Origin of the sequence: Chitinimonas prasina (assembly GCF_030160395.1) — a bacterium.
GTDB lineage: Bacteria > Pseudomonadota > Gammaproteobacteria > Burkholderiales > Chitinimonadaceae > Chitinimonas > Chitinimonas prasina.
Genome location: NZ_BSOG01000001.1, coordinates 893,123 through 906,573, shown reverse-complemented (window position 1 = coordinate 906,573; position 13,451 = coordinate 893,123). Strand labels below are relative to the sequence as shown.

General features: G+C 63.5%; 11 protein-coding genes. 2 read left to right on the top strand and 9 right to left on the bottom strand.

Annotated features, from left to right (window positions below; genetic code table 11):
* Nucleotides 1–147: 147 nt before the first annotated feature.
* From QQK16_RS04315 to QQK16_RS04295, 5 genes are all read right to left on the bottom strand, one after another.
* Nucleotides 148–2,934, bottom strand: a complete 2,787-nt coding sequence (locus QQK16_RS04315) for a DUF3857 domain-containing protein (RefSeq protein ID WP_284195193.1) — start codon at nucleotides 2,932–2,934, stop codon at nucleotides 148–150.
* A gap of 174 nt (nucleotides 2,935–3,108) precedes the next feature.
* Nucleotides 3,109–3,498: a hypothetical protein gene (locus QQK16_RS04310; RefSeq protein WP_284195192.1), complete on the bottom strand. Its 390-nt coding sequence runs from the start codon at nucleotides 3,496–3,498 to the stop codon at nucleotides 3,109–3,111.
* Between the two features lie 10 nt (nucleotides 3,499–3,508).
* Complete coding sequence (locus tag QQK16_RS04305; protein ID WP_284195191.1) at nucleotides 3,509–4,318, bottom strand: alpha/beta fold hydrolase; 810 nt, start codon at nucleotides 4,316–4,318, stop codon at nucleotides 3,509–3,511.
* A complete protein-coding gene (locus QQK16_RS04300; protein WP_284195190.1) occupies nucleotides 4,311–5,357 on the bottom strand; it encodes a M14 family zinc carboxypeptidase in 1,047 nt (348 codons plus the stop codon). Before QQK16_RS04300 ends, QQK16_RS04305 begins: the two co-directional genes overlap by 8 nt.
* A gap of 62 nt (nucleotides 5,358–5,419) precedes the next feature.
* Nucleotides 5,420–6,499: a CaiB/BaiF CoA transferase family protein gene (locus tag QQK16_RS04295; protein ID WP_284195189.1), complete on the bottom strand. Its 1,080-nt coding sequence runs from the start codon at nucleotides 6,497–6,499 to the stop codon at nucleotides 5,420–5,422.
* 169 nt (nucleotides 6,500–6,668) lie between these two features.
* On the opposite strand from QQK16_RS04295, the gene QQK16_RS04290 reads away from it, so the two are divergent.
* Nucleotides 6,669–7,376, top strand: coding sequence for a M91 family zinc metallopeptidase (locus QQK16_RS04290; protein ID WP_284195188.1), 708 nt, complete (start codon nucleotides 6,669–6,671; stop codon nucleotides 7,374–7,376).
* A 73-nt stretch (nucleotides 7,377–7,449) separates the two neighbouring features.
* Complete coding sequence (locus QQK16_RS04285) at nucleotides 7,450–8,220, top strand: substrate-binding periplasmic protein (RefSeq protein WP_284195187.1); 771 nt, start codon at nucleotides 7,450–7,452, stop codon at nucleotides 8,218–8,220.
* Nucleotides 8,221–8,232: 12 nt separating this feature from the next.
* Here QQK16_RS04285 and QQK16_RS04280 read toward each other — a convergent pair whose 3' ends face one another.
* From QQK16_RS04280 to QQK16_RS04265, 4 genes are all read right to left on the bottom strand, one after another.
* Nucleotides 8,233–9,684 carry a sensor domain-containing diguanylate cyclase gene (locus QQK16_RS04280; RefSeq protein WP_284195186.1) on the bottom strand — a complete coding sequence of 484 codons (1,452 nt, stop codon included), beginning with the start codon at nucleotides 9,682–9,684 and terminating at the stop codon, nucleotides 8,233–8,235.
* Nucleotides 9,685–9,813: 129 nt separating this feature from the next.
* Nucleotides 9,814–10,401 (bottom strand): IMPACT family protein, encoded by a 588-nt coding sequence (locus tag QQK16_RS04275; RefSeq protein ID WP_284195185.1) that lies wholly within the window; start codon nucleotides 10,399–10,401, stop codon nucleotides 9,814–9,816.
* The gene (locus QQK16_RS04270; RefSeq protein ID WP_284195184.1) at nucleotides 10,398–10,592 is read right to left on the bottom strand and encodes a Lar family restriction alleviation protein; all 195 of its coding nucleotides are present in this window, start codon (nucleotides 10,590–10,592) and stop codon (nucleotides 10,398–10,400) included. The genes QQK16_RS04275 and QQK16_RS04270 overlap by 4 nt, the downstream gene beginning before the upstream one ends.
* 47 nt (nucleotides 10,593–10,639) lie before the next feature.
* On the bottom strand, nucleotides 10,640–13,363 hold the full coding sequence (locus QQK16_RS04265; protein ID WP_284195183.1) for a GAF domain-containing hybrid sensor histidine kinase/response regulator: 2,724 nt from the start codon (nucleotides 13,361–13,363) through the stop codon (nucleotides 10,640–10,642).
* Nucleotides 13,364–13,451: the final 88 nt, after the last annotated feature.

The window sequence follows — 13,451 nt, the reverse complement described above, 5'->3', positions numbered from 1 at the left end:
CGGCAGTGTAGCAAGGGTGGGGCGGGTGCAGCATCCACCAGGGTGGGGATGGCGGCGCTTGCAGGTGCAGGCTGCTTGGCGGCGAGTGCGCTGTGAGGCCAGCGGCACACCCCGCCCTCGAAAAGGGAGAGCGGGGTGAACAGGCTCTTACTGTCCCAGTCGCCGCAACTGGATGCGGGCCTGGACGGTTTCCTCGTAGCTGGGCATGCCATTATCGGCCACCCACTGGAAGGCCTTGCGGGCTTCCTCGGGCTTTTGCTCGGCCAAGCGCTGCAGGCCGATGTAGTACCAGGCTTCCGATAAGGCCAGATCGCGTTCATCGGCCGGCAGGCTCTGCAGCTGCTTCAGTAGGGTCTCGGGGCTGATCAGGCCGGCCTGCATGCCCAGCAGAGGGCGGGGCCAGGGGCCGTTGGGCAGTTGCTGGGCATACTGCAGGGTATCGGCAGGTATCTCGCGTCCAGCCAGTTTCAGCAGGGCCAGCTGGTTGACGGCCACGAAGCCGGGTAGGGCGCCGCTCTCCTCGCGCATGGCCTGACTGTAGCGCGCCATGTCCTGCAGTGCCTTGTCGGTATCGCCAGCGTAATAGCGGGCCCAGGCAAGATCCTGCACATTGCTGTCGTCATCGGCCAGTTCGCCGGCCTTCTCGTGGGCGGCCACACTCTCGGCAAACCGGGCATCCTCGAGCAGGGCGCGGGCCTGGCAGCGCTGCGCGGCCACGCTCTTGCGGAACTGCCGGACCAGCGATTCCACAGCCTGCACCTGGCTGCGTGCGGCCTTGTTGTCCTTGAGTTGGTTGACCGTCAACAGGGCATGGCAGAGCGTGGCGATGTCTTCCTCGCTGCTAGGCCGCGTCTTGGCGGCCTGGCCGACTTTCTGTTGGGCATCCTGGCTGGTGGACTTGCCATCCAGCGCCCGCATGGACAGCTTGCCGTCTCGCTGCTGGTTGGCAAAGTGCGCATCCACGTTGAAATTGCCGCTGGTGTAGTTGGTCAACTGCTTGGCCTGCTGCTGCAGGTCCGGTACGTCCTTGGCCGCCACGCTGTCGACCTTGACTTGGTAGTCGAGCAGGTAATCCATGCTGTTGCCGCGTATCGAGTATTCCTCGGCGGCGCGGAAATATGGTGTATCGAGCGTGGTGCTCTGCGGATCCTTGTTCAGGCGCACGCTATCTGGCCATTGCAGTCGCAGCCGGTAACGGGCAGTGAAGGCGCCGCGTGCCAGTTGCAGCGGGTAGTTGCGGACTATCTTGTCCGGAATGCCCAGCGATCCGCTGATGATGCTGCTGTCGTACTCGATGCGGTAGCGGCCATCCTTTAGCTGCAGCGGCTTGGGCAGCTTGAAGCGGGCCTTCAGATAGAACTTGTTGTTGGCGACATCGTCGCGGTACTCGGGATCGGCGGCCAGGGTAATGCCGGGGTATTGCTTCTCGTAGATGGCCAGCAGGTCTCGCTTGAACTCGGTGCGCGACATGCTGGGGAAATTGAGCCGGGCCGATTCGGCATGGCTGTCGCTGAAGGTCTCGTTGGTTTCCAGGGTGGCGTCGCCATCAAAGCTCTGGACGACGATGCGCTCGTCCCGCTCGAACCGTATCGCGCTATTGTCGCGCTCGGGCAGGGTGCTGAGCGCGGTGGTGTCGGCTGCCACCAGCAGGCCCTTGGCGCCGGGCAGCGGCAGGGCCAGCTTGTCCAGCGGCGATGGCTGGCCGGTGCGGGTGGGGTCGACATGGTAGGTCTTGCCGTCCACTTGCAGTTGCACGATGACATGGTCGAACAGTGTGGGCGAGGCCATCATCCGGCCGGGCAAGAGCGGGGCTTGGGCCGATACCAGCAAGGGGTGGGCGGTAATGCCCATGGCGCGCAGCAGGGTGACTAGCAGATAGGTCTTGTCCTTGCAGTCGCCATAGCGGCGCTTGATCACCACATTGGGGTCTTGCGGCTTGTGCGAGTTCTCACCGATGGAGACGCTGAAGTAACGCACCTCGTTCTGCACCCAGCGCAGCGCAGCGGCAGCACGCGCAGCCGGGGTGGCTTCGGCATTGAACTGCTTCACCAGCGCGGCCAGTGCCGGGGTGGTCTTGGGCTCGGGGAACAGGCCGGTGGCCCAGCGCGCCACTTCGTTCCAGTCGCGGTATTCGCTGAACTGCAGGAAACGGGCGGGGAAGTATTCTGCCGGGATGCCGCCTTCGTACTCCAGGGCATCCACCCCACGTGCCTCAAAGCGCAGGCGCTTCATGCTGTTGTAGTCATCTACTTTGGGGCTGATGGCATCGGTGCGGAAATCACCAAACTGCTGCCAGCGCACCGGCCGCTGCGCCGGGTAGAAGACTGTCAGGCTACGTAGTTCCACCGGGTCGGCGCTATCCCAGGCGTAGTCCTCGGTCAGGCGGTTGCCAAATACCGGGTTGCTGCCCTCGATGCTGTAGGTCAGCCAGAGGGTATCGCCCAGGCGGACGTCTTCGACCAGCAGTTGTACCGTGCTTGCACCGGTGTACATGCCTTGCTCCAGTGCCTGCTCGCGCTGCAGCAGGCGCGCGTTGACGGTGCGGGTATGGTCCAGCGGCTTGTCGTCGCGCAGTATGATCAGGCGGTGCAGCTTGAGCTTCTGGTAATCGGGGTAGTAGGTCAGCGAGAGCTGGCCGATACGATCAAGCATATTGCGGTCGTTGACCTGCACGGCGCGGTTGATCAGGGTGGCCTGAGTGGCGCCGGCATAAGACTGGGTTTCGGCTAGCCTAACCACCAGTGGATCTTCGCGCCGGGTGGCGGGAATCTCGGCCAGGGGTTGCGCCCACTGGGGCAGTGGCGCACCCCGGCTGAAGCTGCGGGCCAAGATATCCTGCTCGCGGGCCGTGTCGGCGGTGGCTGCGTGGGCTTGCAGGGGGGAGGTGTAAGCAACGCCCAGCAGGGCGGTCAGCAATAAGCCATGAAATCGCATGCGTATGAAACCAATACTCGATCAATGAAACAACAGGGTGAGGTACGACGGGGCAAGACGTTGGTGGCCTATCCACCTGGGAATAAGAAGCAGGCGCAGCCAGCCTCTGCTATGGCACTCAGGATTCCCGTGGCCACAGCAGGGTAAGTTGCTGATTATATTGCAAGTGGCGGTTCAGTAGCGTTTCAGCTTGCAGACCACTTTGACGTAGCCTAATTCCAGCTCCAGCGCGTAGGCTTCCTTGGTCACCACCATGCTCAGCACATCGGTGGAGAAGTTAAACATGGACTTGAGATAGGCCTTGAGATCGTCTTTGCTGGCGTGCGCCAGGCCATTCTCGCGGCCTTGCAGAAAACGGTCGATATGGGTCAGCACGCTGGCTATTTCCTTGCGAGCGTCGTCGGCGGGAGAGAGTTCGAAGTCGAGGATCATGATGGCGACAGGGTAGGCTGGTGGTGGGTCTGGCCCCCGGCCAGCGCCTTGCACCGAGCAGGCGCAACATGCGGCAGCTAGCACATGCCGTGGGCGGATAAACGCTACCCGCAATGCCTTACAGGGTAGCACAGGGCCAATCCTACCGCGCTCCAGGGGGCGTTGCGTACCCCCGGGGTGCTATTGCCAGTGCCGGTTTGGCCTCATGCCGTACCCAGCTGGCCACCTGCTGGGCCAGCCAGAGCGGGTCGTCCAGCGCCAGATCGTGGCCCGCATAGGGGTGTTGCCGTAGCGGCCAACCGCTGGCCTGGGCCAGCCGCTGCGAGCAGCGTGGGTGTACCAGTTGGTCTTGCTGGCTGTTCAGCAAGAGTGCCGGGCAGTGAGGCCAGGCTGTAGGGGGGCGGTAGCGGGCGGCAGCGGCCAACTGGCGCAGCAGGTTGCCGGCCGAAACGGGACAGGCCTGCTGCCACCGCTGCCAGTCGTGCAGCACTGCCTGGCGCCGCACCGGCAGATTGCTGGTGATCTGCAAAATACCGTGCTCACGCTTTGCCATGTCTTGCCACAGCAGGCGCAGCAGCGCCGGATAGCGCTGCCAGCGCAGTCGTTGCCAGGGGGGAGCCAATCCCGCCAAGCTGGTGTTCACCAGCGCCAGCCGCGCCACCTCCTCGGGATGGTGCGTGGCCCACTCCAGCGCCACCATGCCGCCCAGCGAGATCGCCAGCACTTGTACCGGCCCATGGCTCAAGGGCGAGGCCAGTTGCAGGCGCAACTGGCGTAGCTGCCCCGCAATACTGCTGGCGCTCGGCTGACGCCATAGCCGGCCATTGCCGGGCAGATCCGGGGTGTAGATACGGCTGCCGGTTGCTGCCGCCAGCAGGCCCGGCAGGCTACCCCAATGGCGTGCCTCCCGCCCCAGCCCGCGTAGCAGCACCCAGGGGCGAGGCTCAGGCATCGCGATACCATAGGTGCATGGCATCCATGCGGTGGCGGGCACTGCGCAGGTGGCCGGCCAGCCAGCGCTGTTCACTGCCGGCCAGGCGGGTCAGAAATTCCATGAAGGCAAGGTGGGTGCGCATCACCCGCTGCTGCCTATGCGGTGCCACCGGATTGAACACTCCCAGGCGCGAGAACAACTGGCGCGGGTTCTTGCGTACCCAGTTCCACGAACCCATCTCCAGCGTCAGTGGCAGGAACAAGCCCTGCCCCAGCTGGCGCGACTGCAGGTAGAGGTGGTCCCACAAATCACCATGGGTCAGGTATTGCCGGCTTTGCGGCTCGAATACATAGCGATGGTGCGGGTAGGCCTGGTCGAACAGGGTCTTGAGGGTGTAGATCTCGCCCAGTACATCAATAGGCCGGCGGCTGCCGGCGAGGGGAAACCAGATACGGTCGCGCAGCCCAAAGCCGGAATGGCAGTCTAGCGCCAGCGCCAGCGGCCGTCCCAGCATCTCGGCTGCCACCACCTCGCACAGTGCACTACTCTCGGCAGCCATGTCCTCGCCATCGGGGCCACGATACCAAGGCAGCCAGCCGCCCAGACGATGCCCGCCCACCAGCCAGGCCACCGGCTCGCTGGCATTGATGGGGGCATTGCGCATCAGGTCTATCCCGGCTGGGTTGGCGCGGCGCCGCTGCAGCATGCCGCCAGGATTCACCAGCGGCATGAACAGCAGCCGTATCTGGCTCAGTTGGTGTTCCAGTAGCGGGTCCCAGCGCAGCCGCATCAGCAGGTTGTGTATGAAGGCCAGCACCACCTGGGTGCCTATGCGTTCCAGCCCATGCACACCGCCAAAGAAACCCACCACCGGCGCATCCGGCCGCTCGCTACCCATGCTCAGCAGCTTGACCGGCAGGGCATGCCCACCCGCGCACACTTCCGCTACGGTCTGCGCCCGCAAGCAGCCCTGGCCATGCGCGATCAGGCGCTCCAGTTGGGCAAGTTCGGGCAGGCGGTCATAGAGCATGGCGGGCTGATCTGCAGGGGGCTGCATCCCAGCATAGCCAGCCTGTGGGCCGGTGGTCGTGACGGTTTTCTTACAAGTCCCGCCTTGGTCTATCCGACCAGCTTGGGCACGATGCCCGGCATCCGTATCACCTTGCCATCAGGAAGGGTCAGGGGGATGAACATCTCGCGGGCGTGGAAGTGTGGGTCGGCCAGCATGTCGGCCACCGAATAGACCTTGGATGCGGGGACTTCGGCTTGCTTGAGGGCGGCCATGACTTCGTCGTGACTGTGACGGCCAACCCACTGGTCTATCACGGCATAGATCTCGTCGCGGCGGGCATCGCGGCCGGCGTTGTCCGCTAGGTCGGGTGCTGCTGCCAGATCATGGCGGCCTATGGCGCGCATCAGCCGGACAAAGATGGCATCGCCATTGGCACCGATGGTGATATGCCGGCCATCGGCGGTGGTATGGGTGTTCGAGGGCGTGATGCCGGGCATGATGTTGCCGCTGCGTTCGCGGATAAAGCCGTCGTGGTCGAACTCGGGCACCAGGCTCTCCATCATGGCGAACACGGCCTCGTACAGCGCCACATCGACTATCTGCCCCCGGCCGCCGTTGACCTCGACCTGACGCAGGGCCATCAGGGCACCCATGACGGCGTAGAGTGCCGCAATGGAATCGCCTATCGACACCCCGGTGCGTACCGGTGGCCTGTCGGCAAAGCCGGTCACATAGCGCAGGCCGCCCATGGATTCTCCCACCGCGCCAAAGCCGGGCAGATCGCGATAGGGCCCGCTCTGGCCAAAACCGGAGATACGCACCATCACCAGCCTGGGGTTGAGGGCCGAGAGGGTATCCCAGCCCAGGCCCAGTTTCTCCATCACGCCGGGGCGGAAGTTCTCCACCACGATGTCGGCGCCGGCACAAAGCTCGCGGGCGCGCTGGCGGTCGGCATCGAGCTTGAGATTGAGGGTGATGCAGCGCTTGCCACGGCTCTGCACATACCACCACAGCGACGTACCCTGATGCAACCGCCGCCAGCGCCGCAATGGGTCGCCCTCGGGCGGCTCTATCTTGGTGACTTCCGCGCCGAAGTCGGCCATCAGGCGGGTACAGAACGGCCCGGCGATCAAGGAGCCAAGTTCGACAATCTTGACGCCAGCCAGTGGTTGTTTGGGGTCTGCCATGGAATGCACTTTCAACAATAGAGCAGGAGGGGGCCATGCCGAGCGTAGCAGGTGGATTGGCACTGGCATGCCACAGTTTGCCATTACTGACGCGAACGTCTAGATAGTTCATTGACGGACCGCGTTCATGGCCATGGGGGCCATGACCGAGGGCCAGGAAGGGCACAAGATGAACCGACATGGTGTCACACCAGATTTGCTTGCAGCGGGTCGCGCAGCGCTGCGGCCTGCGGACCGGGGTGTGGCAAGCAGCACGCATGAGCGATTTACGGTGCGACGTGGTGGATTGTCCAATGCCGAGTTTGCCGATTTCACGGTGCAGACCCGCCGCGCCATGGCCAAGCTGGATACCAAGTACACGGCCAATCGGATGTTCACTGAAACCAACGCAACCTTGCGGGCCAGTCATGGCTGGGTGGATATACAGCGCTCTGCCAACGTGAACGATGCCGAAGCACAGGTGGCCAACCGGCATAACCCCAACCTGGGCATGTATCGGCAAGCCAATGGCCAACGTGGTGCCGGCGGCATAGGCACCACGGTCAACTGGAATCCGGACAATCTGGTGGTCGGGGCCGAGCGGCGGCCCAATTTCATTGGCCTGGGCCATGAATTGGTGCATGCGTGGCGCAATGCGCATGGGGCGACCATGTTTCGTCGTTCTGCATTGGATGAATTCAATGCCCTGCCGGCACAAAGGCCGGCAATGCGGCAGGCCAGGATAGTCGCGACGGGGACTGATGAAGGCGAAACCGTGGGCCTGATGCGCCGGCCAGGCGAGTGGATGCCCAGCGAGAACCATATCCGGCAGGAGCATTTCCTGCTGCGGCGCCTCGACTATGGCGATTATTTCCAGGGTGGGGTCAGGCAGTTCTAGCGTTATCCCTTTACTCAGCACTGCGCAGGATTGGTCTGGTCGTCTATATTTCTCTGATACTCGGAGGAATATCATGACCTCGCTGCGCTGGCTGATCTGCCTCCTGCTGACGCTGCCCGCCTTGGCCGACAAGCCCGGCAGTGTCACCTTGTGCTTCGAGGATCAGGAGAATTATCCCTGGATATTGCCTGGACCCAGTGGCTATGTGATCACCATGGTGGAGATGGTCGGCCAGCGAAGCGGCCTGCATGTCGTGCTGGTGGCCAAACCCTGGAAGCGCTGTCTGGCAGAGATGCAGCAGAACGTGGTCGATGGCGTGGTCAATGCCAGCTTTGTGCCGGAGCGGCTGGAGATGGGGGTCTACCCCATGCGGGATGGCAAGCCTGACATCGACAAGCGCATGTTGGAAATCACCTATTCCCTTTATCGGCCCAAGGAGGGCGATCTGAATTGGGATGGCCACCGCTTCAGCAACCTCAAGCGTGGCATTGCCGTGCAGTATCGCTTTTCCATCATCGGTCCCTTGCGGGCGACCGGGGCGAACGTACTGGAATTATCCAAGGACGCGGAGGATGTGTTGCGACAGGTGCAACTGGGCGTGGCCGACGGTGCGGCCTTGCTGACCCATAACGGCGACCGCTTGTTGCAAGTCAACCCTGAGCTGGCTGCCAATCTGGAAAAAGTAGGTCCGCCGCTCGACCGGCGGCCCAATTTCATCATGCTGTCGCGCCGGTTTGTGTCCCAGTACCCGGCATGGGCCCAGCGCCTGTGGGATACGGTGGCTGAGGTTAGAGAGTCGGCTGAATTCAAGCAGGCTGTGGTGCCCTGGATGCAGAAACCCTGAGCTGTCGCCGGCTCAGGATGCCTCCATGATGCGGTCGCGCCCGCCGGATTTGGCATTGTATAGCGCGGTATCGGCTCGGCTGAGCATGGCTTCCACTCCTTCGGGCGGCCGCAGTATGGTCAGGCCCATACTGGCGGTGACCGCGATGGCCTGGCCGTTCACCATTAGCGGCGAGTCCCGCAGGTTCTCACGCAAGCGCTCCGCCAGCGTCAGGCCGGGTTCCAGGCTGCTTTCCGGCAGCAGCACCACGAACTCTTCGCCGCCGTAGCGGGCCACCACATCGGAGCCACGCGCCGTCTGCCGCAGCAGGCTGGCAAAGTGGCTCAGCACCTTGTCGCCGACCAGGTGGCCATGGCTGTCGTTGATGGCCTTGAAGTGGTCCAGATCCAGCATCAACACCGCCAGCGGCCGCTCGAAGCGGGTACTGCGCTCGACTTCACGCTGTGCGGCCTCATAGAAGGCACGACGGTTGAGCAGACCGGTAAGGGCATCGGTCTGGGCTTGGTGGGCCAGGTCGGCATTGAGTTTGAGCAGCAACGAGGTGCGCTCGGCCACCCGGGCTTCCAGGCTGCGCTTGTGCTCGCGTATCTCGCTCATCAGTGCGGCGAAGCCGGTGCCCAACAGGCTCATGATCAGGATGAACTCCTGCCCGCGCATGACTTCCTCATTCAGCGGCAGCTTGCCGAAGGGATGGTGGCCACCAGTGATCAGCACGGCTACCGTCATGGCGACCAGGGCCACCCCCAGCGCCGACCAGGCGGGGTGGAAGCGGGCGGCCAGGTAAAGCAGCGAGGGCAGCAGGACGGCGGGGGTGACGGATACGCCCTGCAGGCTGCCGTTTTCGGCTGCAACCATGGCGGCGGCAACGGCCAGGGTAAAGACCAGCGCCACCAGATCCCCCTGCCGGTACTGGTAGCCGCAGCGGCTGGCGGGCTGGGCCAGGTAGAGTAGCAGGGGGGTCATGATCATATAGCCCAGTGCGTCGCCAAACCACCATACCCTGGTCATGCTGAGCAGGCCATTCTGGCTGACGCCCAGGGCATACAGGGTGAGCGCCCCCATGGTGCCGCCAGCCAGTGCCGCCAGCACGGGGCCGGCCAGCATGAACTTGGCCAGGTCCTCCACTGTGCCCAACTGGGTGGACATACTGGCGCGGCGCATCAGCAGCCAGGCCAAGGTGGCCTCCAGCGTATCCACCAAGCCGAAGAAGAAGGATTGCTGCACAGGGTAGTAGGGCAGGTCGCCCAGCATTTCGGCAAGGACAGCGAGTACAGCAAAGCGCAGATAGCCTTGGCCCTGGTAGTACAGCAATACGGCCAGCAACACCGCATTGGGGGCCCAGATGATGCCCATGCCCTCAGGCGAGACGGTATATGCGCCGCAAAAGCGGGCGGCGACGAAGTAAAGCAGGGATAGCAGCAGGTAGGCGCCCAGGCCTGGGCGTGGCAGCTGCTGCTCGGTCATGGCTTTCCTCTCGCGATGCCGGCTGGGCCAGCGGGTGGGCGGGCATGCCATACAAGCGGGACGAAAGCACCCGCGCGTGGTATGACCATCCTATTGTAGAGAGGCGGCGCGGCCTTGCCATCCTGCAATTTAGGGATGGTGCCAGACCAGTAGACCACGACAGGACTCGTCGAGCTGGTGGACTAGCGCCTCGGCTGCGCTGGCTGGGAGGCAAAACTGTATGTGTACCAGGCTGGCGTGCTCTACACCTTGCAATTGTGCGCCAGCTGCACTGAGCTGGCGCCGCACATGCCCTTCCAGGGCATAGGGCAGGCTGCAGTGCAGGTTGGTGAGGGTTTGCAAGGGGACGCGGGGGGCATCCAGCAAGGCCTGGGCGACGGCGTCGGTATACGCTCTTACCAGGCCACCGGTACCCAGCTTGACGCCGCCGTAGTAGCGCACCACGGTGGCCAGTACCCCTTCCAGATCCTGGTGGCGCAGCACATCAAGCATGGGGCGCCCGGCTGTGCCGCTGGGTTCACCGTCATCCACCGCAGCAGAATGCCCGCCAGCCAGCAAGGCCCAGCAGACATGGGCCGCCGCCGGGTGGGCCTGCCGCAGGGCGGCCACGCGGGCCTGGGCGGCAGCGCGGTCGGCCATGGGTTCAACGCAACCGATAAAGCGGCTTTTCTTGATCAGCAGTTCGCTATGGCAAGGCCCGGAAAGGCAGTTGCTCATGCGCAGTGGGCGTTCCAGTCCTGTATGGCTGCTTTGCGGCTGCTGGCCTGGGCGCTGATGACATTGCAGTTGCCGTTGCGGCCGAACTTGGCACATTCCACCCACCAGCGATTGGAGCCGGCCTTCAATACTTCGCCTGGCGAGCCGCATTTCTTGCAGGGTTTGGGGGTGAGCGGGGTGGCATCGGTCATGGCAGTTCTCTCGGTACGGCAGGGGGGCGGGGCCGCGATGGTAGCGCTTACTGGCTGACTTCGGCTATCTGTGGTGCCAGCCACTGTGCCATGGTGCGGAACATCAGCTCGGGGTCTATCGGCTTGGTGATGGTGTCCTGCATGCCTTCGCGCAGGCAGCGCTCGCGTTCCTCCAGCAGGGCATGGGCTGTCATGGCGATGACCGGCAAGCGGTTGTAGTGTGCGTCCCGCCGCAGGCTCAGCACGGCCTCGTGGCCATCCATCTCGGGCATCTGCAGGTCCATCAGTACCAAGTGGTAGTAATCGGCCGGCTGGGCATGCAGCATGGCCAATGCCTGGCGGCCATTCTGGGCTACCTCCACTGCATAGCCCTGGGCTTGCAGCAGTTCGACCGCGATCTGCTGGTTGATCTCGTTGTCTTCGGCCAGCAGTACACGATAGCCGGCACCTGGCTGAGCAGTGTCAACCGTGCTGGTGTCGCCAGGTGCTTGCGATGCGAACAGGGGTAGTAGAATGTTGAGCAGGCCAGCCTGGCTGATGGGCTTGGTCAGCACGGCATCCACCCCATGGCTGGCAGGCCGCTGCAGGCTGGATTCATGGCCGAAGGTCGTCACCAGTACGACCTTGGGCGGGTGGCGCAAACGGGCTGCCTGCAGCGCTTCGGCCAGCGCCACACCATCCATGCCGGGCATATGCCAGTCGCACAGCACCAGGTCGTAGGGTGCGTGTGCATCGGCCTGCCTGATGCTGGCCAGGGCGGCCGCACCGCTATCGGCGGTATCGGCACCGATGGAGAAATGCAGCAGCGCGTCGGCCAGTATCTCGCTGGCAGCACTGTTGTCATCCACCACCAGCGCGCTCTTGCCCTGCAGGGTATCCAGCAGGCCGCGCAGGGTGGGCTGCGGGGTGACAGGCAGTTGGAAATCCACCGCGAAATGAAACGCCGACCCTACGCCGACATGGCTTTCCACCGAGATGTCGCCCCCCATCATGCTGACCAGCCGCTTGCTGATGGTCAGCCCCAGGCCGGTGCCGCCGTATTTGCGGGTGGTGGAACCATCCGCCTGGGTAAATGGCTGGAACAGTGCGGCGACCTGTGTCTGGCTCATGCCTATGCCACTGTCGCGCACGGTGAACTCCAGCCGCACCTGGCCTGTTTCCTCGCGCAGCAGCCGGCAATGCAGGTCGATCTGGCCATGCTCGGTGAATTTGATGGCATTGTTGGCCAGATTGATCAGCACCTGACCCAGCCGCAAAGGGTCGCCTATCAGTTGGCGGGGGATGTTGAGCGGCACATGGAACAGGTACTCCAGTCCCTTGTCCTGCGCTCGCTGGGCCGTCACGGTCGCCACGTTGGCCAGCACCTCGTCGAGTGAGAACTCGATCCGCTCCATATCCAGCTTGCCGGCCTCGATCTTGGTGAAATCCAGCACGTCGTTGATGATGGCCAACAGGGAATTGCCGGCCTTGTGGATCTTGCTGACATAGTCACGCTGCTTCGGTGTCAGTTCGGTCTTGAGCGCCAGATAGGCCATGCCGATGACGGCATTCATCGGTGTGCGTATCTCGTGGCTCATGTTGGCCAGGAACTCGCTCTTGAGGCGGGAGGCGTTTTCGGCCACCTGCGTAGCCTCGCGCAGCGCATCGTAGGCCTGCTTGCGCTCGATGGCGCTGCTGATATGGTTTGCCACAAAGGACAGTACGTCAGCATCGGCGGCGTCATAGAGGTGGTCGGCCTCGTAGCTCTGGATGGTCAGCACCCCGCCCAGGCTGCCGCGTATCTGCATGGGCACGCCCAGCCAGCTGTAGAAGGTCAGGTCGCCGGTGGCCTCGGTGATCTCGCCGGCCTGGCTCAGTGCCTGCATGCGGTCGCGGTCTATCAGCTGCGGCGTGCCGCTGCGCAACACATATTCGGTCAGCCCGCGCCGCATGGGCACGTCGTATTCCTGCATGGTGTCGCCGTCGCGCTCGTCCACATAGTAGGGGAAGTTAAGCACGCCCTTGGCGGCGTCATACAGGCAGACATAGCAATTACGGGCATACAGCAACTCACCCAGCAAGTGGTGTACGGCCTGCAGAAAGTCATAGAACGAATCCCCCGCTGTGGCGCGTTCGGCTATCTGGTAGAACACCCGGTTGAGGGTCTCGCCCTTGCGCCGCTCATGGGCTTCGCGTGCCAATTCGCGGGTGCGCTCCTCCACCAGCTGGTCCATCCACTGCTGGTGCATCACCCGCTCCAGCGCGACCGCTACATGGCTGGCCATCACGCCAAAGATTTCCTGGTCTTCCTTGCTGTAGTGATAGCTAGGCAGATAGGTCTGGGTCACCAGCGCGCCGATGACACGATCATTGCTGCCACGCAGCGGCATGCCCATCCAGTGCTCGGCTACCTTGCCGTCGCCCCATGGCTGCCCGGTGGCTGTGCGGTTGCGGTCTTCCTCGGCCGTCATCAGCAAAGGCTGGCCCTGGCGGATTACCCAGGCGGTGGGGCCGCTTTCGGCATCGCCCAGCTCCTCCCAGGCTTCGGGCTCCGGCGCCGGCTCGCACTGGTCCGAGAAATAGGCATAGCGTATGTGTTCGTTGGCCGGATCGCACACCGCGATATAGCAGTTCTCCGCCATCATCAGGCTATTGAGCTGGCTATGCACGAGGGCGGCGAAACCAGCCAGGTCATGGCCGGCATTGGCCTGGCGGCTCACCGTGAGGATGGCTTGCTGTATGGCTTGCAGGCGTTGCAGCTGGCGCTTGAGATCGTCGTCGGAGGGCGGCATATCGGGATAGTGCCTTGCGGGTCAGATATACAGTGTGGCGCAGGGGAGCGTGTAACGAAAGCCCGGGAAGGGCGTAAATATGCCGGCT